Below are 25,342 nucleotides of genomic sequence, written 5' to 3' on the forward strand. Positions count from 1 at the left end.
GAAAAAAAACTGATTCAGCGTTCAATAAATGACCAGAACCGGACTGGGCGCAGTCTAGGTAAACAGTGGAGTGTTTTGAAATACCCTTTGATTTTTAAAAAGTGAATTTTTAACTTAAAAGCTAGTGCACGGTTTCAATGTAATTGACGGGTTCCCTCTATTAGTGGCACCCAGACTCCGTTCACCCTGAGCGGAGTCGAAGGGTGCCGGGCACGGTCTTTCTTGTTGGTTCGGAGTCCACATCCTTCGACTCCGCTCAGGATGAACGTAGATTGTTCACATCAAACTCATTGAAATGATGTACTAGTATTCCGAGGCTGGTGTTAGAGTGTCGTCTACTGTTTAATAGCCGGACTTCAAGTATTGCCTTTTTCTTAAAGGGATTGTTTATGGCTATCTTTCCGTTGGAAAACCCTGTTCAGCATTACGACTGGGGCAGTCTGAATGCGATGAGTGAACTTTTTGGTATGGCTAATGAGTCCGGCCAGCCTGTGGCTGAACTCTGGATGGGTGCTCATCCCAAAGCACCTTCTATCGTTTTGGCTGATGATCCGGTGGCTTTGAACGTGCTGGTGGACGGTCAGGCGGCCCACTTAGGTCAAGGGTCTCTGGCAAAGTTTGGTCAGACTCTGCCTTTCCTGTTTAAAGTACTGGCGGCTGCCAGGCCCTTGTCTATTCAATCGCATCCCAATAAACAGCAGGCATTAGCAGGGTTTACAAATGAAAATCATCTGGGCGTGCCGCTGGATGCCTTTCATCGAAACTATCGGGATGATAACCATAAGCCTGAGCTGGTCTATGCGTTGACACCTTTCAGGGCTATGAATGGTTTTCGGCCACTGGCTGAAATGCTGGCTTTGTTCAAAATGGTTGAGCTGAAACCGCTTGCAGAAGCATTATGCTGGCTTGAAGAAGGCAACCTTAAGGCTTTTTATGAGCATTTAATGAACCTTAAAGGCGCAGAAAAGGAGGGACTGGTTACTGAGGCACTGTCGTTTGCCGAGACCTCGGATCATCCTGCCTGGCAAGAAGTCTGTCGTCTGAATCAATTCTATCCGGGTGATATCGGTGTGCTCAGTCCATTGCTGCTGAATGTGATCGAACTCACTCCCGGTCAGGCTATGTTTCTGAAAGCAGGGACACTCCACGCTTACCTGGAGGGTACGGCGCTGGAAATCATGGCCTGCTCTGACAATGTGCTCAGAGGCGGGTTGACCAATAAACATGTGGATGTCCCTGAGTTGCTCAAGACCATTGAGTTCGACACCATTGCCCTGGCTGACCTGTGCCTGAAACCCGAACAGGAAGAGAATGGTGAAACCCGTTTTGTTGCCCCTGTTGATGATTTTCTTTTCAGTATCATTGAGCCTGAGCGGGCTTGTGAGCCTTTTGAGGTGAGATCAGCCGAGATACTGTTTTGTGTAGAAGGTCGTCAGGCGATCAGGGCTGGGGAACAGTCTATCGAGTTGACACCGGGCCGTGCCTGTTTCGTCAGTGCCATGACCGAGTCCTATCAGCTTGAAGGCAGTGGTCGTCTGGCCAGGGCGATGTCTGTTCTTTGAACAGGTCGGATTTGACAGAATAGCTTTTCCAGACAACATTAATGTTCGGGTATCTTAAAGCCCATTCATCAAAACTGAAAAATAACGAGGTTTTTCAATGTCTGGAAACGCTGTGACCAGAGAGGAGTTTGAGGAGCTTAAGGTAGAGCTGAGGGAAGAAATCAAAGAAGAGATTTTGGATCTTCGAATAAAGTGTAACGATATGTCCGAATGGCTTAAAGTCAGGGGGGTAGATGTCGCCGTACAAAGAGGTGCCCTTCACGAAAAAGAGGTAGCTCGGATGAACGATATGCTGGAAGATCTTCTGAAAACGTTAGCCACTAAGGACGAAGTGTCCAGAGTCCGGTCAGATCTTAATTCTTTCAAGGTGGAGGTTCGAGAGAAACTCTCCCAACAAGAACAGAAATTGGACCTGGCTTTTGAGAAATTGCAGGAGCATGATCGGCGCTTTGATGCAATAGATAAACGCTTTGATGCAGTAGATAAACGCCTTGACGGATTGGATGCCTCTTTGCAGCGCCTGGAATCCCTTATTCTTTCAAGACTTCCTGAAAAATAAGGATCCTCATTCACTGCCTGTAACCGAAGGAGTCTCCCGCCGAACCAGGCGGGAGGTGGATACTTGGCTCTTAATCACTAACCCTTACTGCCGAACACAGCTTTCTGGTATATCATTACCGTCTCTTTTATTTCGAAAGCCGTTATACCAGTGACTCAACCCAAACCCCTGGATCGTAAATTTTCCGTGGCCCCGATGATGGATTGGACCGATAGACATTGCCGCTACTTTCACCGTCGGCTGTCAGAACACGCTCTGCTCTATACCGAAATGGTGACCACCGGGGCCCTGGTGTTTGGCGATAAAGACCGTTTTCTCAAGCATCATCCGCAAGAGTATCCACTGGCTCTTCAGGTGGGTGGTCATGATCCTCAACATTTGGCCCGGTCAGCGCAGTTTGCTGAACAGTCCGGGTATCAGGAGATTAATCTGAACGTGGGATGTCCCAGTGACAGGGTTCAGAATGGTCGAATAGGTGCCTGCCTTATGGCGGAACCTGAAACGGTCGCAGAAGGCGTCAGAGCCATGAAACAGGCGGTGGCTATTCCCGTGACGGTGAAACACAGGATTGGCATCAATGGCCGTGATTCTTATGAGGAGCTGGTGGATTTTGTCGGTAAAGTGGCTGAAGCCGGTTGCCAAACATTTATTGTTCACGCGCGTATCGCGATTCTTGAGGGTCTGTCTCCTAAAGAAAACCGCGATATTCCTCCTCTTAAGCCCGAGGTGGTGTATCAGTTGAAAAAAGATTTCCCGAACCTGGAAATCACCATCAATGGCGGCATAGGAACCTTTGTTGAGATTGAGCAGCACCTGGAGCATGTGGATGGTGTGATGCTGGGCCGGGAGGCTTATCACAATCCCTATTTGATGGCTGAGGTTGATAATCGTCTTTATGGTACCGGCAAACCATTGATCGAACGTCATCAGGTGGTTGAGAAAATGTTACCTTATATTGAGTCTGAACTTACAAAAGGCACTTACCTGAGTCACATAACCCGCCATATGCTGGGTCTGTACCAGGGTGAGCCAGGAGCCCGTAAGTTTCGCCGTTATATCAGCGAAAATGCCCACAAAAAAGCTGCCGGGCCAGAGGTGCTGCTGGAGGCGGTCAGGCAGGTTGAAAGCCTCAGGATGCGGGCGCAGGGCGCCGTCTGAGATTCAGCTCTTGCCTTTATCTTTGGGGTCGGGGTCGGGCTGAGTTTGCTCCAGTTGTTTTACCAGTTCGCTGAACGCTTTCTGGTTACCTTTGTTCATGCCCATCAACACCTGGTGGGCGTCGAGAACTTGTCTGGCCTGGGCGGATTGTTCCAGGTTCCCTTCACAGATGATTTCCTGCATGTCCAGGTTCAGGTTTTCATAGCCTTCCAGCTCTCTGACAATCACAAACACCCGGTCAAAGCCCACGCTCAGCAGAATCCGGGTGATGTCATCTTTGGTGGAAATAATAACCGGCACCAGTCCCAGGTTTTTCTTGGTCTGAATAGACAGTTTGGCCAGCAGGCCCAGAGAGGTACTGTCGATGGTGTCGGCGTCGGTCAGGTCAATAATAACCGATGTGAAATCAGGCTTGTTGAGCATCTTTTCCAGTGAGGAGCACAGGGTTAACCGCACTTCTCCCACCAGTTTAACAACATGCGTGCCATTGTTTTTTGCGAACAGTATTTTGCCAGTAGTCATTTATCTCTCTTCAGAATCAGTATGGCGACATCGTCCGGAGCGGCTTCGGTGTTGAGCCCCAGCTTTTCTGTCAGGGCTGATACCGTCACGGCTCCCTCTTTAATCACAGACAACAAGTAGTCTTCTTTCTCTTGAAGTGTTTTCTGTGGTAACAACTCAAGAATGCCATCGGACAGAATAGTCAAGGTAAATTGTTCGGGCAAGTCAATGGTGACATCTTTAAAGGTGGCATTTTCAAACAGCCCGACCGGTAAGCCACGGCCTTGAATACAGCGAGTTTTTTCCCCAGTGGAAAGAATGGGCAGAGGGTAGTGACCGCCAAAAGCGTAGGTGAGCGTCTGATCGCGGGTGTCGACCACTCCACCAAAGACCGCAACGTGCTTGCCCAGGCCGGTTTCCAGAAGGCTGCGGTTGAGAAAGTTCAGCACATGGGAAGGTTTGACCCTGGCCCGGCCGCCATGGGACTGATATTCCTTGAGTAGGTTCATGGACATGTTTTTCAGCAGCACGGTAATAAAGGCTGAGGACGCACCATGACCGGAGACGTCGGCCAGGTAAAAGGCGAAACTGTGTTCATTCAGGGCGAAGTAGTCAACAAAGTCACCACTGAGGTAGAGAGAAGGGATGATCTTGTGGTCGACCTTGAAGTTTTCAAAGATCAGAGGCTCCTGGGGAAGCATTTTCATTTGTACCTGGCGGCCTGCCTTCTGGTCTTCCTGCAACAGGTGCAGGTTGTTTTTCAGCGAGTGAATGACCTCTTCAAGGCTTTCCCGGTAGCGGCGATTTTCAAGTATCAGCTGGGCTTTTTCCAGCGCACGGTTAATGGCGTACTCCAGAACTTCCAGGTCGACAATAGGCTTAATAAAGTAGTTGCAGGCCCCGAGACGCATTGCTTGTACCACGTCGGTCATGATACCGGCACCGGATACCACGATAAAGGGAGTATCGGGAGACAGTTCCCGGACGCTGCGAAGGACCGTCAGTCCATCCATTTTCGGCATTCGAAGGTCGCAGAGAACCAGGTCGGGGGGAGTCTCTTTGAATAAAGCCAGCCCCTGTTCACCATTGTCTGCCTGAAGGGTACTGAAGCCGCTGTCTTCGAGATAGGCTACGATGCTCTCTCTTACAATTGTGTCATCATCAATGACCAGAATGGTACTACTGGCCATATTTATGATCCTGCCTGCTGGGGAGATGTATCCAGATCGGTGTCAGGACAATCTACGTCAAGTAAAACAGAGTGCATCTGACGTTGAACCATGATTAATTTACAGTCTGTTGAAACATACTCCCAACCCGGCTTTGCTGCAAGCCGGGGGAGAAGATAAAACAGAAACGGTATCGGGGCGGGGAGGATGTCAAGCCGTCAGAAGTCATCTTCTGGCAACTGGCCTGTAATCAGATATTCACGACGTTGCAGGTACGCATCCCGGATAAAGGTGTAGCGATCACCGACAATCAGAGCTTCAGAGCTCAGCAGGGACGCACGGGTGTTAATGGTATCGATGCCTCTGGCCGTCCACTGGTCCCGTTCTGGCTGAATCTGCCCCTGGAGATTCATCATTGAGTCCGGCAATGTACCGATACCGGATCTTAGTGTTCTTGAACCCAGTAACGGCAGCACCACATAAGGCCCGGATGGCGTGCCCCAGTGAGCCAGTGTCAGGCCAAAGTCCTCATAGTGCCGCTCAATGCCCAGTGGGGTGGCGACATCCACCATTCCCAGCATGCCGACCGTCGAATTAATGCCAAAGCGCCCAAGAGACGCCAGGGCTTCACCGCCTTCGAGCTGTAACGCCGCATTGACAGCGTTGCGGATCTCGCCGAGGTTTGAGAAAAAGTTAGAGACCAGTTGCTGAATCGGCTTGGGGGTCACGGTATCGTATCCTTCAGCCACGGGTTTCAGGACATAGGTATCCAGTGTGTCATTGAATGAAAAGATGGCGCGGTTTGTTTTCTCCCAGGGATCGTCGTAGGAAACGACCTCCGCTCCGGCACCGGAAACGTATCCGATGAGTAGCAGGGCGGCTATCACCTTAACCCTGTTTTGTAGTGCATTTTTCAGGTTGTTAGTCAGTGATTGCATCACGTTCCTGTCCTCGCTTTCCTTGTTTTTATGCTGCCTAAATTTTTGGATGTACAGAGTTATAGTTTGAATCATTTTTTCGTTGAGTGAAATATTTAAAAAAAATGGAACGTTCGCTTCATCGTTTCTGGCTTGATTCTGCTAAGTATCTGACGATTCATAAGTTAATGAATCTGGCATAAAACCTGTATGGTAAAAAAGCCATGTTTTGGCTCTGGAAGCTGAAAATATCTTGTGAGATTATCAGGTGCTTAGCGATCAGGAGGAATCATGGAAGACCGCCAAAACAACGAAACTGAGACTCCCGGCAGTACACCCGGCCATCATACCGGGGAGCGATTGTTGGCTTTGAGAAAAGCTTATCTCGCAGGCAAACTGAAAGTAGACAGTGCCAGAGTGGCAGACAAGCTGCTCGCTTTCGAAAGTACACTTGCGTCAGCCTTGGGTGACCGGGCTCATCAGAATGACAAGGTAGCTGACTGATTTTCCGGCAGGGGTTTATCTCCGTGCACTACGCAAAACGACTTTTTCCTTGAAAAACTACATCGACTCGTTAGAATGCAAAGCAAGCCAGCCGGAATAATCTGCCCGCTGGCTTTTCTATGCTCCCGTAGCTCAGCTGGATAGAGCAATCGCCTCCTAAGCGATAGGTCAGAGGTTCAAATCCTCTCGGGAGCGCCATAATTAAGTACTCAACCGTACGAAATCCTGTTTTCTGATTCATTGTTCAGGCACTGTTACTGTTTCAGGCTTTTTGCTGGTATCTTTTTTCCAGGTGGTTTCTATTATCTTAAGAGCTGCCAATTCATTTCTTCGCCACTTAATGCCTTTCTCTCTGCTTCTCTCGCCGTCCATGGCATCCGCAGTATCGAATAATTTCCGCCATTCTTCCTCACTGGCGCCCAACATTCTAATAATATGCGCTTTTTGAGCGTAGGCGCCCGCAGTCTGGGGGTACTTCTCTATGGTTAATTGCGCATACTCAAGCGCTTTGTTAAGGCTGTCTTTTCCTAACTCCGTCTTATTATCGTTTATTTGCTGACAAGCCAGAGTGAAATAATGGATCGAGTGAGACAGCAATGTATTGGCATTTGTCGGGTGGTGTCTAACTATTTCCATAAACTTTGCTTCCCCGGCATATAAACATAACAGTGCTAATTGAAATTTACTGGAACGATATAGTGCATAGCAGCGCTCAATCAGTTTTTTAGCCAGATGATTTTTGTCCATTACCTCCCATTGTCTTAAGAGAGTCAGGTCAATGTCATGATTTCCGCAAGGTCTGCACAAAATATCCTCACGGTCACCGGGCTTCTTGTTACTCATGTTCAGCAGTAGTATTTCGGTTCGTTTATGTTTGCGCATTAATCGCCAGAGTCGTGCCAGGGCTATATCAATATCCTGTTTTCCAGAGGGTGTGCATAGAATCTCCTCGTCGTCATCGGGTTGCTTGTCAATGATGTTCAGCAGCAGTTTTTCAGCCAGCTTATATTGATATGTTGCTTCCCAGATTCGTACCAGAGACAGGTCGACGTCATTATTCTTCGAGGGTTTACAGAGTTTCTCGATACTGTCATCGGGGTGTTTGTCACTCATCTGCAATATCAGGTCTTCAGTCAATTTATATTGGCCGGTCTCTCGCCAGAATTGCGCCAGAGTTATATTTACAGTTTGGAGTAAATGTTGAAGTCTTTTTACTTTGGCAGCATGTGGTTGCAAATCCAGCTTTGAAGTCAGCCCTTTTTTCATGCTCAGCAGCAGTTTTTCAGTCAGTTGGGGTTTTCCCGTATGCTGCCATAGCCGTGCCTGAGCCATATCTGCGTCAAAAAATCTGGAATGCCGGCAAAGGGTTTCTTCATTAGCATTGGGCTGTTTTTCTCTGAGTTTCAAAAGTCGTGCCTGTGCATCAGCTATTAGCCCAAGTCTCTCTTCACTGAGACTCAGGGTCAGATCAAGGTCACGAACGGTTGAAGCCCCGAATTTGTTTAAATCGTGCTCGGACCTGAGTTTTTCCAGAAGCAAACAGGCCTCTTTTTGTTTTTCATTGGATTCGTTTAGTGATCTTGCCAACCCTATGACTGATTGTTGGTAGTCGTATGTAGCCAGTGAGTCTTCGTATTCTTGCAAGATGGACCGAAATGTGCTCTCTGCATCAATGAAGTTTTGGTGAGACAGCATGCTGTAAGCTCTATTGATTTTTACTTTGGCCTCTTTAGGAGATTCCTTTTCTACCGGTGGGTACAAGGTCTGAGAAGAAGGTTTCCGGCAGGCAGTGGTTTGCCGGTGGAGAATATTCTGATGGCTGATCGAAGGTTGGTGAGCATGTTGACGACGAGGAACAAACACCGGTGCATCCGGGTTTAATTTAGGGGGAGCCTTTGTTTGCTTATTAGAATCAGGCAAGGGCGATTGCGACGGTGTTGCGCCGGTTGCGTTGCTGTATGCGGGTGGTAATCCATCATTCATAGCCGTTTGACCTTCCTGGAAATGGAAACTTAGCCCGGAAAATGCATTATGAGTGTAATCGGTACGTTTGTTATCAGGTTTTGGATAATTCTGCTTTGGCTGGTTTTGTTTTTTTTTGCGCCGTTTCTGGTTGCCTGAATAACTCTGTTTGTTGCCTTTAGCCACTGCAGGATTTTGTGAAATTTTGCTTTGGGAGTTCCCCAGCTGTTTGGTTCCGGGGGGGGGCTGAGTCTTGGTCTGTCTTCTAAAAGTGCGTTCCAGTTCCGAGCATTCAAACTCAAGACTGAACTCAATATCTGGTAGTTCCAACACGATAGCCAGTTGCTTTCGGAGGGATTTAAGGATTTCTTCAGATAATGGGCTGGGTAGTTCATCTGAGTCTGCTGTCAGCTCCAGAAGCTGTTGTATCAGGTGCTCCCTGCCACTGAGCCTAGGTGCGAGCCAGTGTAAAAGCTCCCGTGTATTAAGCAGCTTATCCGTCAGTTCCCGGGATTCAGCCAGGCTGATTTGAAAGGTAAGCGGCGGCGAATCACCGAACCGTACAACAATCGTTACTCCTTCGGGCTGAGTATTGGTAAGCCAGTGGTACACTCCGATAAAAGGCTGATAATCACGACAGTTTGCAGGCAGGCTCAGAGTGGGCAGGAGAATCAGGTCGACCATCATTTTGTCGGGTGCTGGCATAAAGGGCGGGCGTTTGAAATCGTTGTAATCGTCAGTGTCGTAGCCACCACCTGAAGGGCTTTGAAACAACGTAGGCTTGATTGGTAGGCCGACAGGGGGAATTGCCCCGGCATTTTGAGTATCGTGCGTTTTTTCTACTCGTCCATTTACTACTAAAAAAGGCTTTTTTGAACGCAGATATTGCCCTGATGTGAATGGATACGGGTGATTAAAAGACACCGGGCAAGGCTGGCTTTCTTTAATCGCCATTCTGCCCGTTTGCTCACTCAACGTAAGCACATAAATATGGGTTGATTTATCATTATCAGAAAAGGGGAAAGGTACAACAGCACTGGCTTCATAAGTAAAGCCCTGAGAGTCTAAGCCTTGTGCACAGATGATAAATGGCTGGTCAATCTGCCCGAAAATAGTGACTTCGCCAGTAAAAGACTGCGTTCGTGTGCCCTGAGTTTTTGTAGCAATACTTACCGGCCTGGCTCGAACGGTTCTGGCTCGAACGGTTATAGAAGAATCACTTTGTTGGTTTACAGGCAACTGCCATTCTAAATATTCACCAGTGGCCACTACAGGATTTGTGAAAAAGGAAAGTACTGTTGCTACAAATGCCATAGTGAACAACTTTAGAAAGGTGTAAAAGCTGTACATTGCCAAGCCGGTTAGGTTGCTGAGTTTATTCAGGATAGTCTGTTTTTTTGACACTGATAATTGGAATAAGCCTTATGAGGCTGTCGCAAAACTCTGATTCCCTTGCTTTTAGGCCCTTTGAGTCCCAGCGTGGGAACGGGTTGTTAGAGTTTTGCGACACCCTCTGGAGCGTGGGAACGAGGGGGTGTACGGATATCAGAGCTTGGGTGCACTAGTTCCGTTTTTATCCTGAGATCCTCTCGCGCTTCATCCAACAATTCTTTGGCTTTAGGGCGCAAGGCCGTCTTGTGACCGCTTCAGGCCTTTTTGCTGGTATCTTTTTTTCAGGTGGCTTCTATTTTCTTAAGAGCTGCTAATTCTTCTCTTCGCCACCTAATGTCTTTCTCCCTGTTTCTCTCGCCGTCCATGGTGTCTGCAGTATCGAACAATTTCTGCCATTCTTCATCACTGGCGCCCAACATTCTAATAATATGCGCTTTTTGAGCGTAGGCGCCCGCAGTCTGGGGGTACTTTTCTATGGTTGATTGCACATACTCAAGCGCTTTGTTAAGGCTGTCTTTTCCTGACTCCGTCTTATTATCGTTTATTTGCTGACAAGCCAGATTGAAATAATGGATCGAGTGAGCCAGCAATGTAACGGCATTTTTCCGGAGGTGGCTAACTATTTCCATAAATTCTGCTTTCCCGGCAGATAAACATAACAGTGCTAATTGAAATTTACTGGAACGATATAGTGCATAGCAGCGCTCAATCAGTTTTTTAGCCAGATGATTTTTGTCCATTATCTCCCATTGTCTTACGAGATTCAGGTCAATGTCATGATTTCCGGAAGGTCTGCACAAAATATCCTCACGGTCACCGGGGTTCTTGTTACTCATGTTCAGCAGCAGTATTTCGGTTCGTTTATGTTTGCGCATCAATTGCCAGAGTCGTGCCAGGGCTATATCAATATCCTGTTTTCCAGAGGGTGTGCACAGAATCTCCTCGTCGTCATCGGGTTGCTTGTCAATGATGTTCAGCAGCAGTTTTTCAGCCAGCTTATATTGATATGTTGCTTCCCAGATTCGTACCAGAGACAGGTCGACGTCATTATTCTTCGAGGATTTACAGAGTTTCTCGATACTGTCATCGGAGTGTTTGTCACTCATCTGTAATATCAGATCTTCAGCCAATTTATATTGGCCGGTCTCCCGCCAGAATTGTGCCTGCGTTATATTTACGGTGTGGAGTAAATCTTGAAGTTTTTTTACTTTGGCAGCATGTGGTTGCAAATCCAGCTTTGAAGTCAGCCCTTTTTTCATGCTCAGCAGCAGTTTTTCAGTCAGTTGGAGTTTTCCCGTACGCTTCCATAGCCGTACCTGAGCCATATCGGCGTCAAAAAATCTGGAATGCTGGCAAAGGGTTTCTTCATCAGCATCGGGTTGTTTTTCTCTGAGTTTCAAAAGTCGTGCCTGTGCATCAGCTATTCGCCCAAGTCTCTCTTCACTGAGACTCAGGGTCAGATCAAGGTCACGAACGGTTGAAGCCCCGAATTCGTTTAAATCGTGCTCCGACCTGAGTTTTTCCAGACGCAAACGGGCCTCTTTTTGTTTTTCATTGGATTCGTTTAGTGATCTTGCCAGTCCTATGACTGATCTTTGGTAGTCAAATGTAGCCAGTGAGTCTTCGTCGTATTCGTGCAAGATGGACCGAAATGTGTTCTCTGCATCAATGAAGTTTTGGCGCGACAGCATGCTGTAAGCTCTATTGATTTTTACTTTGGCCTTTTTAGGAGATTCCTTTTCCACCGGTGGGTACAAGGTCTGAGAAGAAGGTTCCTGGTAAGCAGTGGTTTGCCTGTGGAGAATATTCTGGGGGCTGATCGAAGGTTGGTGAGCATGTTGACGACGAGGAACAAACACCGGTGCATCAGGGTTTAATTTAAAGGGAGCCTTTGTTTGCTTATTAGAATCAGGCAAGGTCGATTGCGACGGTGTCGCGCCGGGTGCGTTGCTGTATGCGGGTGGTAATCCGTAATTCATAACCGTTTGACCTTCCTGGAAACTTAGGCTGTTGGACAGTCAAAGGCTATAAAAGTTCATGGTTATCTATTTAGGCTCTCCGACTTTTTTGCCCCTCAGACGTAGCATCTCCTTAAGAGCATCAGATTCATTGATTCGCCAGGCCGCGGTTTTGTCTCTCTCTAAACGGACGGTATCAAGGGTATCTGCTTTGTTGAATAATTTCCGCCATTTTTTCTCACTGCCGCCTAACATTCTAATACAATGGGCTTTGTGCGAATAAGCAGCCGCACTCGGGGGGTATTGCTTCAATATTGCGTCAACCAGTTCAAGCGACTTATTAAAGTTAGCTATTCCTGACTCCGTATCGCCATCCGTTACCTGCTTACAAGCCAGGGTGAAGTAGTGGATCGAGGTCTTCAGAAGTGTATTGGGGGTTTCCGGACACTCGGCAACCATTGCCATAAACTTTGCCTGTCCAACGAATACATTTAATCGTGTCAATTTAATTTCATCCGAACGATAAAGGGCGTAGCAACGTTCAACCAGTATTTCAGCTTGCTTCTGTTTGCCCCTTGCTTGCCAGGTTCGCAACAGGGCCATATCAATTTCTTGATTTCCGCAAGGCTCGCACAGCCTGTCTTCATCGTTACAGTCTTGATCGTTAAAGTGGTGCTTGCCACTCATGTTCAGCAGCAGTTTTTCAGTCAGTGTATGTTTACCAGTTACCAGCCAGATTCTCATCAGAGTTATATCAATGTGATAATTCCCTGAGAGCTTGCATAGCTGATCTTCGCTGTCATCGGGGCACTTGCCAATCATGTTCAGCAGCAGCCTTTCAGCCCAGTGTAGTCTGCCTGTTACCTGCCAGAGTCGGGCCATAGCCAGGTCAATCCAGTAATTCCCACAGGGCGTGCACAGGATCTCTTCATCGCTAATGAAACGCTTGCCACTTAAGTTCAGGAGCAATATTTCAGTCAGTTCATATTTACCCATCGTCTGCCAGAGCAGTGCCAGAGTCTGGTCAAAGACATGGTGTCCACAGGGCCTGCACAGAAATTCCGGACTGGCATCAAGGGGCTTCCCAATCATGTTAAGCAGCAGTCTCTCAGCCAGCTCATATTTGTCCATCAGCTCCCAGTGCCGGACCAGGGCTATATCCGTTTCATAATGCCCACAGGGCGTGCACAGAACCTCCTCATGTTGATAGGGGTTCTTGTTGCTCATATTCAGCAGCAGCCTTTCAGTCAGTTCATATTTGCCTAGCGTCTTCCACAATAGGGCCCGCGTCAGATCAACGTTACGATTTTTACAGGGCTTGCACAGTTCTTCATCACTGGCATTGGGGCGCTTGCCGCTCAAGTTCAGCAGCATTCTTTCTGCCAGGTGATAGTTGCCTTTTTCTTCCCACAGCCGCACCAGAGTCAGATCCGTTTCAAGATGCCTGCTGGGCTTGCACAGTTCTTCTTCACTGGCATCGGGGCGCTTGCCGCTCATGTTCAGCAGCAGTCTCTCAGCCAGTTCAGTTTTGCCCATCAATAGCCAGAGTCGTGCCAGGGCCAGATCAGTGTCAATGTCTCCACAGCTAGTGCACAAAGTCTCCTCGCTGTCATCGCGGTTCTTGTTACTCATGCTCAGCAGTAGATCCAGAGCCAGGTCATGGCAGTCCATCTCTTGCCAGAGTCGTGCCAGCGCTATGTTTACGGTGTGGAGGTGTTTATGCAGACTTTCTACATCATAAGTGATTTGGTTCGATTTCAGCCTTTTAGTCAATTCTATTTTTACGTTCAATAGCAACGCCTGAGCCAGCACGTATTTACCGGTAAACTGCCACAGCCGGGCATTGGCGATATCAACGTCAAAATTGCAGGAAGTCTGGCACAGGGTCTTCCGATCGTCGTCGGGGTTTTTGTCTCTCAGTCTCAAAAGTCGTGCTTCAGCATCGGGGTACCGTCCAAGGGACTGCTCACATAGACTCAGCGTCAGATCAAGGTTGTGAATGGTCGAAGCCTTTAATGGGTCGGGCTTTTCAGTCAGCCTGAGTTGCTCCAGATAACGGCGAGCTTCTTCCTGTTTTGCGTGGGTTTGATCTTTCAGTGACCTTGCAAACCCTACGATCAGATTTTGGTACTCGAACCGAGTCAGTAAATGCAGGTCTGTGTTGATAATAACCCAGAATGCAGCTTCTGCAGTTTTGAACCGTTCTTGTTTTAGTGCTTTGAAAGCGTCATCGATTCTTGCTTGAGTATCAGGGGGATAAGGTTTTCTGCCCCACTTGTGACCTGGCTGAAGAAAAGGAGGTGTGTGGATTACGGTTATCTGTCGGTCAGTAATAGGTAACGCGGCTGTTTGAACATGAGGAACAAACGCTGTAGCCTGCGGGTTTAATTTAGATTCAGAGGGTTCTACCGCATTGGTATTTGAACCCGACGCACCCTGCTGTAATGGTTGCGATGCGGTGCCGGTTGCGTTGCTGTATGCGGGTGGTAATCCATAATTCATAGCCGTGTGACCTTCCTGGAGACTTGTGCAGTTGGACAATCAAAGGGCATAAAAGTTCTAGTCACACCCTCCGACTTAGCATTTTCTTAAGAGCATCAGATTCGTCTTTTCGCCAGGCCTTGGCTTTGTCTCTCTGTAGACGTTCGTCATCAAGGGCATTTGCTTTTTTGAATAATTCCTCCCATTCCCCCTTACTGGCGCCCAACATTCTAATACAATGCGCTTTGTGCGAATAAGCACTCGCACTCGGGGGGTATTTCTTTAATATCAACTCAACCAGTTCAAGCGCCTTATTGAAGTTAGATATTCCTGATTTCATATCGTCATCGTTGACCTGATGACAGGCCAGAGTGAAATAATGGATCGAGGTCGTCAGTAGTGCACTGGCGTTTTCCGGATAATCGCCATCCATTGCCATAAAATTTGGCTGTCCAATAAACAAGCTTAACCGTATTGATTTAAATTCATCGGTACGATAAAGGGGGTAGCAACGTTCAACCAGCGTTTCAGCTTGCTTCAGTTTGCCACTTGCGCTCCAGGTTCGCACCAGAGCCAGGTCGGTGTCATGATCCCCTGAGGGGGTGCATAGCCAATCCTCGTTGTCATCGGGGCGCTTGCTAATCATGTCCAGCAGCAGCCTTTCAGCCAATTCATATTTACCCATTAGCTGCCAGAGCAGTGCCAGAAGCAGGTCCATGTCATTGTGCCCACAGGACTGGCACAGAATTTCCGGACTGGCATCAAGGGTTTTGTCAATCATGTTAAGCAGCAGTCTTTCAGCCAGCTTATATTCGCCCACCAGCTCCCAGTACCGCACCAGGGCCAGATCAGTTTCATGATGCCCGCAGGGCGTGCAAAGTATCTCCTCATGTTGATAGGGGTCTTGTTGCTCATATTCAGCAACAGTCTTTCAGCCAGTTTAAATTTACCAATTTTCTTCCACAATAGCGCCCGAATCAGATCAACAGCGTGGTGCCCCCAAGGTTGGCACAGTTCTTCTTCACTGGCATTGGGGCGCTTGCCGCTCATGTTCAGCAGCAGTCTTTCTGCCAGTTCATTTTTGCCCATCAATCGCCAGAGTCGTGCCAGAGCCAGGTCAGTGTCAAGGTCTCCAGAGGTGCTGCACAAAATCTCCTCGCTGTCATCGCGGTCCTTGTTAGTCATGCTCAGCAGTAGATCCTGAGCCAGTTCATAGCTGCCCATTTCTTGCCAGAGTCGTGTCAGCGCTATGTTTACGATATAGAGTTGTTCGTTCAGTTTTTCTAAATCGTCAGTGGTTGGATTCGATTTCAGCTTTTTAGTCAATGCTATTTTTACATTCAATAGCAACGCCTGAGCCTGTTTGAACGAAATTAAGGGCGCAATCCCGCTTCTTTAGAGGCGGGTCAAGCCCTTGCAAGGCGTTAGCCTTGCTGTGACAGTCGCTTCGTAGCCGGTCGATCATTTCCTTGGTGAACACGTTTCTACGGTATTTAGTACCAAATACTAGATGTACGTTATTCCTAAATACACAGGATTTACATGATTTCCGTTCGTACATACAAACTTCATATTTGACTGATATTTGTAACCAGACTAGCATGAAGCCATTCAATTCAACAGGTTATGTAATGCTTCAAGGTATCCAACTCAAAGCCAATCCAACAGATCAGCAAAAGTTGGTTCTGTCTCAGTGGATGGGTTGCGCTCGGGTTATCTGGAATGCAAAGTGTGATGAACATCGCTACTACAGCACCTACGCCAGAAAGTATTGTCCTGTTGGTACTCATGCTCCGGTCGATCAGAAGACTTCGCAATTCAAAAGCAAAGAATTAACACCTTGGTTATCCGATTGTCCCAGCCAGATAATCAGGAATTCTGCCGTCAATTGGTATCAGACCTACCATAAACACATTAATGGCCAGTGCGGTAAGCCAAAAAAAAGCCAAAATCCGACAAGGGTAGCATTCACCTCACCAATGAAGTGTTCCGGTTCGATATCTGTGAAGATGGTGTAACCCGTCTTTTTATTGGCACAAAGACCAATAATATTGGTTATTTGTCGTTTAAAACTCACCGCTCATTCAACGAACCAAAATCCATTTACATTAGAAAAGAGGCTGGTCAGTACTTCGTTTCTTTCTGTTATGACGATGGATCAGAAGAACCAGCAACAGAAAAAGAGCATTTGGAATACCTTAAAGGTGCTTCCAAAGAGTGGCTGGAAGAGCATGTTATCGGCGTCGATCGAGGTGTTGTTATACCTGTTCATACTGGCGTGAAGCCTTACGACTTTACAGAAAACCAGACAAAGAACATGGATAAGCGAAAGCGATACCTAAAGAGGTTTCAGCGCCGTTTGTCTCGCCAAACCAAAGGCTCTAACCGTCGTCAGAAAACAAAGAACAGGATTAGCAGGCAGCACAAGAAAGTAGCCAACATTCGGCAAGACTTCTGCCACCAAACCAGCAGGAAAATGGTCGATAGCAAGGCCAGGGTCATTGTTTTCGAGGATCTGAAAACTTCAAAAATGACTCGCAGGCCAAAAGCAAAAAAAGATCAAAACGGTAAGTTCATCTCCAACAAGGCGAAACAAAAAGCCGGACTGAACAAGGCCATTCTCAACGTAGGATGGCACAAGCTGATTTCAGGGGGAGTCTTTCTGGCCCACTGATGAAATAGAGGAAGAATATGAGGTGGGTGGATTGCAGTTACCTGTCGGTCTGTAATAGGTATTGCTGTGCGCTCGAATTCCCGAATACCAGGAATAAACGATGTAGCCTGCGGGTATATTTTAAATTCAGAAGGCTCTGCCGCGCCGGTACTTGAACCCGACGCACCCTGCTGTAATAGTTGCGATGCGGTGCCGGGTGCGTTGCTGTATGCCGGTGGTAATCCATAACTCATAGCCGTGTGACCGTCCTGGAGACTTGTGCTATTGGACAGTCAAAGGGTATAAAAGTTCGTGGTTTTCCATTTAAAACTCCCTAAGCAGATTTGGAACAGGCTTAATCGGACAATGGTGGTAATTCAGCGGTAATCGCCATGGAACATTCATGTTTGCGTTTCATGTAGAGCAGTCCAGTATTGTCCCAGATGACGTCTGCAAAGATACTTTTGTCACGGTGGTCGTCTACCTGGCATTTTGTGGAATAGGCCTTAGAAGGTTTGGCAGTCCCCCATGGAATCTTGTAGTAGTGACCATTAGCGCTTCTTGTCCATAAATTCTCTATTAGCGATGTATCATCACTCTCTATTGATTCGCCAAAGGTGGCTGAAAATAAAAGAGCCTCCTCTGAACGGAGAGAAAAAGTGTCGGTCCCATTTACTTTTTTGAGTGTCATTGAGCCATAAGATGTATTGTATTTGTCGAAATATTCGAGAACATATTTCATTTTCAATGAATCAGTATATGCTTTGATTGCCAGATATGAGCCTTTGCTGAGTTCCAGCATCCAGATAGCCTCGGTGTAAAGTAATTGAAAGAAGCTGGGCAATGGAATCTTGAAGGCGCTGTCTATGTTAATGGTGACCACCAGCATAGCGCAGCGTACTCGTTCCGGTGAGTCTTCCGGCGACACGAATTGAAAAGCCTCACCGGCCAGCTCAATGGCTTTTTCCCGGGGAATGGAGCCTTTTATAAAGAAACCCACATACTCACTGCCCACAAAAGAATACCCAGGTTCCGGTTCAGCCTTGTCTTTTGATGCTGAAGGGGCGCTTGACGGGTTACATTGAGTCGCTGTTCCCGGGTCTTTATGACCCGAACATTCGTCAGCACTGGAGCTGCTAACCTGCATGAGCAGAGAGACAAAAGCCAGTGCCAACAACTTAAACAGTTGATAATAATGATCAAAAAACAGACGAAACATAATGACAACACCAAAGTAAAATTATGAAGCGAGCTAAAGTCATTAGCTTGTGTAAAAATTCATTAGCTCGTGTAAATGGCTACACTGAGCGACAGCTTTAAAGAGTAGACGATCACAAAAGTCAGAAGGTGTAGATTGGGTAAGATTCTTAATCTGCGAATTCGGTGAGGGTATGAGGAAGAGGCTGATGAGAGTAGTCAGGCTCTCTGTGTAGTTTCCCCGGTTCTTCGCCAATAAACCCCTTGATAAACTGATCAGGCCCGGTATTAAGCCTGAGCATATAAACGACAAGGTTCTTGGAAGGACTCTGGATGAACTCTTTGAACTCAATGCCAGTAAAGTCTATTTTGAACTGGCTATCAAGGTCTTAAAACATCTCAAGCTCCAGTGCGACGCCCTAAACCTTGACGGCACCAGCATACACGTCGATAGACGCTATAACAGCGACAGCGAAGAGGACGATGAAGACCTCAACATTCAGCTGCTAGAGCATTCATGTTTGGGTCATCGACGGGACGGAGAAACATGTGGTAGGCATTACGGAAAGCCAGTCGACAATCATTTTAATTTTAGGGTCTACGTACCAGTCGATTTATTCCTGATTGGGGTGGTGAATGTCGGATTTAAAACTCCCGACTTAGCATCTTCTTAAGAGCATCAGATTCGTCTTTTCGCCAGGCCCTGGTTTTGTCTCTCTGTGGACGGTTGCCATCAAGGGCATCTGCTTTGTTGAATAATTCTCGCCATTCTTTCTCACTGCCGCCTAACATTCTAATACAGTGGGCTTTGTGCGAATAAGCACTTGCACTCGGGGGGTATTTCTTTAATATCAACTCAACCAGTTCAAGCGACTTGTTTAAGTTAGATATTCCTGATTCCATATCGTCATCGTTGACCTGATGACAGGCCAGAGTGAAATAATGGACTGAGGTCTTCAGTAGTGTACTGACGCTTTCCGGATAATCAGCATCCATTGCCATAAAATTTGGCTGTCCAATAAACAAGCCCAACCGTACTGATTTAAATTCATCGGTACGATAAAGGGGATAGCAACGTTCAACCAGCGTTTCAGCTTGCTTCTGTTTGCCATTTGCGCGCCAGATTCGCAGTAGAGCCAGGTCGGTGTCATGATCCCCTGAGGGGGTGCATAGCCAATCCTCGTTGTCATCGGGGCGCTTGCCAATCGTGTCCAGCAGCAGCCTTTCAGCCCACTGATATTTGCCTGTTGTCTCCCAGTTTCGCACCAAAGACAGATCAATCTTGTAAAGCCCACAGGCTGTGCACAGACTCTCTTCACTGCTACTGAAACCCTTGCCACTTGCGTTCAGCAGCAGTCTTTCAGACAATTCATATTTATCCATCAGCTGCCAGAGAAGTGCCAGAACCAGGTCCATGCCATTGTGCCCACAGGGCTTGCACAGCTCTTCCAGACTGGCATCAAGGCGCTTGCCAAGCATGTTAAGCAGTAGTTTTTCAGCCAGCTCATATTTGCCCACCAGCTCCCAGAACCGCACCAGTGCCAGATCGGTTTCATGATGCCCGCAGGGTGTGCAAAGTATCTCCTCATGATGATAGGGGCTCTTGTTGCTCATATTCAGCAACAGTCTTTCAGTCAGTTCAAATTTATCCATTGTCTGCCACAATAGCGCCCGAATCAGATCAATAGAGTGGTGCCCGCAGGGCTGGCACAGTTCTTCTTTACTGGCATTGGGGCGCTTGCCGCTCAGGTTCAGCAGCAGTCTTTCTGCCAGGTGACTTTTGCCATTTTCTTCCCACTGCCGCACCAGAGTCAGATCTGTGTCAAGATGCCCACTAGGCTGGCACAGTTCTTCTTCACTGGCATCGGGGTGCTTACCGCTCATGTTCAGCAGCAGTCTCTCAGCCAGTTCATTTTTGCCCATCAATCGCCAGAGTCGTGCCAGGGCCAGATCAGTGTCAATATCTCCAGAGGTGGTGCACAAAATCTCCTCGCTGTCATCGCGGTTCTTGTTACTCATGCTCAGCAGTAGATCCTGAGCCAGTTCATAGCAGCCCATCTCCTGCCAGAGTCGTGCCAGCGCTATGTTTACGACGTGGAGTTGTTTATGCAGTTTTTTTACAGCGTCAGAGGTTGGGTTTGATCTTAGCTGGTAAATCAATTCTATTTTTACATTCAACAGCAACGCCTGGGCCAGCTTGTGTTTACCTGTAAACTGCCACAGTCGGGCATTGGCAATATCAACGTCAAAATCGCGGGAAGTTCTGACCAGGATCTTCCGAGAGTGGCTGGGCTTTTTGCGTCTCAGTCTCAAAAGTCGTGCTTCAGCATCAAGGTATCGTCCAAGGGCTTGCTCACACAGGCTCAGGGTTAGATCAAGGTTGTGAATGATTGAAGCATCGAATGAGTTGAGTGTTCGGCTCATCCTGAGTTCTTCCAGAAGCAAGCGAGCTTGTTCCTGTTTTGCGCGGGTTTGATCTTTTAGTGATCTTGCAAGCCCTATGATGACACTTTGGTAGTCGATCATCTCCAGTGTAAGCAGGTGTTCATTTATGATGATCCAGAATGCATTTTCGGCATCTTCGAATCTTCCATTTTTTAGTACTGCGTAAGCGACATCGATTTTTTTTCTACTTTCAGGGGGAGTCTTTGTGGCCCACTGATGAAACGGAGGAAGAAAAGGAGGTGCGTGGATTGCAGTTACCTGTCGGTCTGTAATAGGTGTTGCTGTGCCCTGAAATCCCTGAATACCAGGAATAAACGATGTAGCCTGCGGGTATATTGTAAATTCAGCAAGCCCTACCGCACCGGTATTTGAACCCGACGCACCCTGCAGTGACGGCAGCGATGCCGTGGTCGTTGTGGTGATTGAACTGGTCGCGCCACTGGTGACTGGTGTTGATCCGTAACTCATAGTTATGAAAACCTCCCTTTGCGGGTTAAGACAGCAAATGGGCATGAAAGTTCATGGGGGGCTTTTATCAAACAAGATGTAAAGCTGACGAAGCCTGAATCCAGATCGGCAGGCTATCGTGATTGCCTTGATCCAGCTTCCAGTCACAAGTTGTTTCTTAGATGGTTTGCCCAGTTGGAGCAGGCTTCGTTCCAGAAAGGTAAAAAATTCGGCGTGCTCGAAGCGGTTCGTAAGTCGATTCAATTTTGCATACCTGAATGCAGGTACTTTTATTTTGATATTGAACGAAATTAAGGGCGCAATCCCGCTTCTTTAGAGGCGGGTCAAGCCCTTGCAAGGCGTTAGCCTTGCTTTAAAAGTTGGATTTGACAAAAAGTTTATTTAAGCCAGAATGTCGTAAACATTTAGAGGCCACCCACAATGTGGATGGTATATCCTACGAGTCAAGAGTGTGCCACTACACACTCAACCGATAATATCGGACACTTTAAGCTGAATAAACCGTCAGCACTCGTAGTAAAAACGAACAATTAATTGGACTCTGGAACGGAGTTGGTCGGCAAGGGAGTTCCCGTGCTGATTATAGGACGTGGAGCCAATCGTAAGTCGAGAGAGGGCAAGCTTTCTCCTGCAGGTGGCAGTGAAACGTCAAAAAAGAAAAGAACGACATCTACTTTGTTAGGTGTTTAGTATTGGAAGCTCGCTCCTTTAGGGGCGAGTAGTTCACCTACAACAGCTGATGATTGAGCTGGAAAACGGACAGCTATTTAGCTTCGATAATCTGAGTGACGGTTATCGTAATACTCTGGCTATAGTGGCAGATATCGCACACAGAGCGGGTCGCCTGAATCCTCATCTGATGGAGAGAGCCCCATTAGAAACTCCTGGCATTGTGCTGATTGATGAAGTCGATTTGCATCTGCATCCCAAATGGCAGCGTCGGGTATTAAATGACCTGCGGGAAGCATTCCCGAAAGTGCAGTTAAAGCAGGAGCTGGACGAGTTGAGTGCGCCCTTCAGTGATAATGTGGCTTATCATGCCTTTCTTGAGATGGAGCGAGCTGCATCCGGCCTGGGTAAAGGAAAAGTTGTAGAGGAGTAATTCGTGAGGCCAGTGGATAAGGGGGCTGAGCCTCTGGATGAGAACGGCAATCCAAAGCAATTCAGTCGATATCATAGTGTCAGAAGAGATTTAATTAGGACCGCACCAACCACCCTTCAACTCCGCTCAGGGTAAACGGAGTTTGGGTGCCATTGATAATCTGGAGAGTGGTAACGAGGAGGGGTACGGATATCAGCGCCTGGGCGAGCGTCTATTCCGACTGAAGTCATCAATAAGCTTTTGAATCTTATCGCCTATCTGATGCCAGTTTTCGTCCGCTTGCAAGGTCTCGGCATAACTAAGAATCTGATTGAGCTGCTGCTGATCTGACTGCCGATCTGCCTGCCGTAAGACATGGGTAAGTTCACTGCTCAGCTTCTTGATATTAAATGCTTGTAATGTTTTTCCATACTGGCCATCAGCAATTTTATTAACCAGTTGTTCGGCATTTTTAGGACCCGTGTATTTCGATCTCTTGGCAGCGACTGGTGGTGAGGGGGGTAAGTCCGGAGCCTTTTCAACAGCAGTGTCTTTTTTCGTTGCAAAAGTGGTATTTACGTAAAGTTCATCCTCATTTTCTCTTCGGATTTTGTCTGCTGTTCTGTCGACAGTGGCATAGTCTTCTGAGCCATACCCCAGCCCATTGTCTTCAGGTTCCGGGGCTTTTTGGGGCGTTGCAACAGTCAGTCCCGCTTCTTTCAGTAAAGGATCAAACAGGGGGGTGAATTGTCCGTGAACCGCTGTGAGGGTATTGAACTGTCCTGCCGTTTGCACGAATTTGTTCCTGACCTGGCGGGCGGTAGTAATGGTTTTAGTGAAATCCTGGGGAACTTCTCCCGTTTTTTGATACTGCCGCAGGCTGTTATCAATCGTTATGAAGGTTCCGGTTCTGCCGACTCCCGCATTGCAATTGACGACGGTGGGGTTACCTGACCGGTTTGCAACAGAGGGGTGCTGGCGTAACTTTTCAACCAGTACCGACAGTTTTGCCAATCTTTCCGGGGTACCGGCGGTATGGTCTGCCCAGCCTTTATCGTAAACCCTGAACTGTGTTTCTCCGTTAATGGAGAGTTGTTTGACGGTCACGTTGCCCTTGTCAAAAGAATACTGCCCATCCAGTCTAACCTTAACGCCGTCACAGTCTTTTTCTTCGCCGACTGTTTTCGGGCCAACTTCGATAGAATGTCTATTGGGGGGTTTATTGGAAACTTTCGGATTTGCGAGTTCCATAGAATTAACAAGAGAAACGGATACGGCAGGACGGTGATGAGCTAGCATCTTAATGAAGTTATTTTCTGTTTCCTCAAGCGGCCCCTGACTGGCAATAAAGCTGCCACCAGGCAGGTCGACTTTGGCAGCATGATAGAAAGCTCCGGGTGCGAATCCTGGGGCTTTATCACTCTGAAAGATGTCTTTTGGGAATTTTGGCTTTGCTCCATCTATGAATTTAGGGCTTCTATCGAGATCACCCTTTATGTAGGGGCTGTTTTTTTGAATAGCTTGGAATTGGTTTTTAATGTTAAGGTCCTCAGGCTGGTGGGGGAACTCCTGGCCCAGTTTAAGCGAGGCTCCCCGGAAAGTGCCAAATGTAAGTTGTGAGCCTTTGTCTGAGTCATAGATACCCTGCAGGGACGGAGTCAGTTCCTTAAGTTCATGGGTTCGGGAGTCGGGAGCTTCCTGAAGACCAAATCGACGATCAACCTCTGCAAGCATCGCATCTGCAAGCTTGGAGCCACGGCCATAATGGTTGGCTAAATGGTCTTTGAGACCCTGCACATTATTACCAAATTTTTTCAGTTCTTCGGGGACTTTTCTTTCAGCGTAAATTTCTCGTACTTCTTGCTTGGCGGTATCATAACTAGAGTCCTTTTTATCTCTAAGTTCAAATATCAATGCCTTGATATCCGAAGTAGGGAGCTGCTGGACGGTTTCCGAGAACTTGTTGAGTAAGAAATTGGAATCAGCATCGTCAAATTTGCCATGGTCTATATTCTTAATGATTTCTGGAGCTGTCAGGGTTTTAGCTGCCTGGGTTTCAGGAGCGCTGCGTCTGACTTCAAGCGGTGTGTTAGCGGGTTTAGAATGGGTTTTGGGTTGCTCATTCACCTGGTTGGGAAGCTTGGGCAGTAGGCGGGCACTTCTTTCTGAAAGCGATGTTGAAGGCGGTTTTGATGGGTTCGCTGCAGTGTCAGCGCGATGTTCATGCAACTTGCTATGGAAGTGGTCATAGACGGGTTTAACCAAGCCGTGCACACCGAGAACTTCCCGTGCAACTCTCAAGCCCCAGACTTTCGAAGCACTGCAATTGTAGAGTTTGCCGTTGACCTTGACTGTTTTGGAAATTGAATTCTGTGGATCAGCGCCTGCTGTTTGAGAAGGACTTATTGAAGGAGTCCCGCCGTTATTAATTGTATTGCCCACAACCTCTCTCCTGAGAATCTTCCTTGATTCTTGCAGTATAAATGGCTACGTGACTTTTTCCATTGAGTGGCTAGCTGGCGAGGCAGGCAGACGATCCTTGTTAAAAGGTGTCATATTTCTGGCATAGTTCACAGCCGGAAACACCGCTCATTTTACCCGTGCGATTCCTATTCACTGGCGTTTGTGACGCGAGCCTTTTCGGGCGGGTTTTGCTTGTTTGGCAGGTGGCTTGCCACTGGCTTCCTCTGGTGAGTTAAACAGCAGATAAAGCTCCATTAACACTTCCGGGATCTGGCTGCACATATCTTCAGCCAGTTGCTCATCCTGCAGGATCGCTTCAAACTCAGGCTCATCGTCAAGCAGCCCGCAGCCGAGCATGATCGGGAGCATCAGCTCACTGACTTCCTGTTCATTTTCCTGGTACCACTGTTCTTCCGCCATGATATGGGCCTGGAGAAAACCGCAGCACCAGTCCATCAAGTCTTCATCATACGGGTCGGTAAATTCTTCACAGGAGAGCTCAAAGCCCTCTTCTTTATTAAATTGTCGATCGATCGCCAGTAACAAGTGGTCCAGCGTCTGTTCGAGCGAGGCTAAGTCTTCACGGGTGAGCGTTACCGGAGCTCCGAACAGAATCTCATTACGTTCATCTGTCTTCAATTCGAAGGTGACAATGGCCATGGCGGTATAAAAGCCATGGATGGCGTGGAAGGTTAAGCCTTCCTCATCCGCATACTTGTTCAGCAGCGGTTCAAGAGTGGAACAGATGTCCTGCATTTAAAGAAAATCCGGTATGAATTGAAGTTGGGAAGTTTACATCAGTTTTCTGAAAGATGCCTGTTTATTCCCGGTTGAGGTCATGTGCCAGTTTGATGCTATACTGATCCGTCTGT

General features: G+C 47.6%; 20 protein-coding genes and 1 tRNA gene. 8 read left to right on the forward strand and 13 right to left on the reverse strand.

Annotated features, from left to right (window positions below; genetic code table 11):
* The first annotated feature begins 389 nt into the window (after positions 1–389).
* The 3 genes from manA to dusA all read left to right on the forward strand — a co-directional run bounded on the left by manA (position 390) and on the right by dusA (position 3,279).
* Complete coding sequence (gene manA, locus K7B67_RS04845) at positions 390–1,562, forward strand: mannose-6-phosphate isomerase, class I (RefSeq protein ID WP_252179240.1); 1,173 nt, start codon at positions 390–392, stop codon at positions 1,560–1,562.
* 97 nt (positions 1,563–1,659) lie between these two features.
* A complete protein-coding gene (locus K7B67_RS04850) occupies positions 1,660–2,121 on the forward strand; it encodes a hypothetical protein (RefSeq protein WP_252179241.1) in 462 nt (153 codons plus the stop codon).
* 150 nt (positions 2,122–2,271) lie between these two features.
* Positions 2,272–3,279 carry a tRNA dihydrouridine(20/20a) synthase DusA gene (gene dusA / locus K7B67_RS04855; RefSeq protein WP_256484725.1) on the forward strand — a complete coding sequence of 336 codons (1,008 nt, stop codon included), beginning with the start codon at positions 2,272–2,274 and terminating at the stop codon, positions 3,277–3,279.
* A gap of 3 nt (positions 3,280–3,282) precedes the next feature.
* Here the strand turns inward: dusA and K7B67_RS04860 are convergent, their stop codons facing one another.
* From K7B67_RS04860 to K7B67_RS04870, 3 genes are all read right to left on the reverse strand, one after another.
* Positions 3,283–3,801: an STAS domain-containing protein gene (locus K7B67_RS04860; protein ID WP_252179242.1), complete on the reverse strand. Its 519-nt coding sequence runs from the start codon at positions 3,799–3,801 to the stop codon at positions 3,283–3,285.
* Positions 3,798–4,970 (reverse strand): SpoIIE family protein phosphatase, encoded by a 1,173-nt coding sequence (locus K7B67_RS04865; protein ID WP_252179243.1) that lies wholly within the window; start codon positions 4,968–4,970, stop codon positions 3,798–3,800. The genes K7B67_RS04860 and K7B67_RS04865 overlap by 4 nt, the downstream gene beginning before the upstream one ends.
* 197 nt (positions 4,971–5,167) lie before the next feature.
* Complete coding sequence (locus K7B67_RS04870) at positions 5,168–5,887, reverse strand: VacJ family lipoprotein (RefSeq protein WP_252179244.1); 720 nt, start codon at positions 5,885–5,887, stop codon at positions 5,168–5,170.
* 270 nt (positions 5,888–6,157) lie between these two features.
* Here K7B67_RS04870 and K7B67_RS04875 point away from each other — a divergent pair, with 270 nt between their 5' ends.
* Positions 6,158–6,370: a hypothetical protein gene (locus K7B67_RS04875; RefSeq protein WP_252179245.1), complete on the forward strand. Its 213-nt coding sequence runs from the start codon at positions 6,158–6,160 to the stop codon at positions 6,368–6,370.
* Between the two features lie 121 nt (positions 6,371–6,491).
* A tRNA-Arg gene (locus K7B67_RS04880) sits at positions 6,492–6,568 on the forward strand.
* 39 nt (positions 6,569–6,607) lie between these two features.
* Here the strand turns inward: K7B67_RS04880 and K7B67_RS04885 are convergent.
* The 6 genes from K7B67_RS04885 to K7B67_RS23975 all read right to left on the reverse strand — a co-directional run bounded on the left by K7B67_RS04885 (position 6,608) and on the right by K7B67_RS23975 (position 15,766).
* Positions 6,608–9,601 carry a hypothetical protein gene (locus K7B67_RS04885; protein WP_252179246.1) on the reverse strand — a complete coding sequence of 998 codons (2,994 nt, stop codon included), beginning with the start codon at positions 9,599–9,601 and terminating at the stop codon, positions 6,608–6,610.
* Between the two features lie 404 nt (positions 9,602–10,005).
* Entirely contained in the window at positions 10,006–11,703 is a 1,698-nt protein-coding gene (locus K7B67_RS04890) for a PABP-interacting PAM2 motif-containing protein (protein WP_252179247.1), read from the reverse strand.
* Positions 11,704–11,769: 66 nt separating this feature from the next.
* Positions 11,770–14,184, reverse strand: coding sequence for a hypothetical protein (locus K7B67_RS04895; RefSeq protein ID WP_252179248.1), 2,415 nt, complete (start codon positions 14,182–14,184; stop codon positions 11,770–11,772).
* A gap of 61 nt (positions 14,185–14,245) precedes the next feature.
* Positions 14,246–14,944, reverse strand: coding sequence for a hypothetical protein (locus tag K7B67_RS04900; RefSeq protein WP_252179249.1), 699 nt, complete (start codon positions 14,942–14,944; stop codon positions 14,246–14,248).
* Complete coding sequence (locus K7B67_RS04905) at positions 14,941–15,513, reverse strand: hypothetical protein (protein ID WP_252179250.1); 573 nt, start codon at positions 15,511–15,513, stop codon at positions 14,941–14,943. The genes K7B67_RS04900 and K7B67_RS04905 overlap by 4 nt, the downstream gene beginning before the upstream one ends.
* Complete coding sequence (locus tag K7B67_RS23975) at positions 15,482–15,766, reverse strand: transposase (RefSeq protein WP_346658254.1); 285 nt, start codon at positions 15,764–15,766, stop codon at positions 15,482–15,484. The genes K7B67_RS04905 and K7B67_RS23975 overlap by 32 nt, the downstream gene beginning before the upstream one ends.
* Positions 15,767–15,794: 28 nt before the next feature.
* On the opposite strand from K7B67_RS23975, the gene K7B67_RS04910 reads away from it, so the two are divergent.
* Together K7B67_RS04910 and K7B67_RS04915 are read left to right on the forward strand one after the other, a co-directional pair.
* Positions 15,795–16,181, forward strand: a complete 387-nt coding sequence (locus K7B67_RS04910; RefSeq protein ID WP_252179251.1) for a helix-turn-helix domain-containing protein — start codon at positions 15,795–15,797, stop codon at positions 16,179–16,181.
* Complete coding sequence (locus tag K7B67_RS04915) at positions 16,148–16,837, forward strand: RNA-guided endonuclease TnpB family protein (protein WP_252179252.1); 690 nt, start codon at positions 16,148–16,150, stop codon at positions 16,835–16,837. The genes K7B67_RS04910 and K7B67_RS04915 overlap by 34 nt, the downstream gene beginning before the upstream one ends.
* A 334-nt stretch (positions 16,838–17,171) precedes the next feature.
* Here K7B67_RS04915 and K7B67_RS04920 read toward each other — a convergent pair whose 3' ends face one another.
* Positions 17,172–18,035 (reverse strand): hypothetical protein, encoded by an 864-nt coding sequence (locus tag K7B67_RS04920; RefSeq protein WP_252179253.1) that lies wholly within the window; start codon positions 18,033–18,035, stop codon positions 17,172–17,174.
* Between the two features lie 623 nt (positions 18,036–18,658).
* Positions 18,659–20,926 carry a hypothetical protein gene (locus tag K7B67_RS04925; protein WP_252179254.1) on the reverse strand — a complete coding sequence of 756 codons (2,268 nt, stop codon included), beginning with the start codon at positions 20,924–20,926 and terminating at the stop codon, positions 18,659–18,661.
* Between the two features lie 739 nt (positions 20,927–21,665).
* On the opposite strand from K7B67_RS04925, the gene K7B67_RS04930 reads away from it, so the two are divergent.
* Positions 21,666–22,028: an AAA family ATPase gene (locus K7B67_RS04930; RefSeq protein ID WP_252179255.1), complete on the forward strand. Its 363-nt coding sequence runs from the start codon at positions 21,666–21,668 to the stop codon at positions 22,026–22,028.
* Positions 22,029–22,220: 192 nt separating this feature from the next.
* On the opposite strand, the gene K7B67_RS04935 is transcribed toward K7B67_RS04930, so the two are convergent.
* Both K7B67_RS04935 and K7B67_RS04940 read right to left on the reverse strand, forming a co-directional pair.
* Positions 22,221–24,281, reverse strand: a complete 2,061-nt coding sequence (locus tag K7B67_RS04935; protein ID WP_252179256.1) for a tyrosine-protein phosphatase — start codon at positions 24,279–24,281, stop codon at positions 22,221–22,223.
* Between the two features lie 339 nt (positions 24,282–24,620).
* Entirely contained in the window at positions 24,621–25,226 is a 606-nt protein-coding gene (locus K7B67_RS04940) for a YecA family protein (RefSeq protein ID WP_252179257.1), read from the reverse strand.
* Between the last annotated feature and the right edge of the window lie 116 nt (positions 25,227–25,342).

The organism is Endozoicomonas sp. 4G (genome assembly GCF_023822025.1).
Lineage (GTDB): Bacteria > Pseudomonadota > Gammaproteobacteria > Pseudomonadales > Endozoicomonadaceae > Endozoicomonas_A.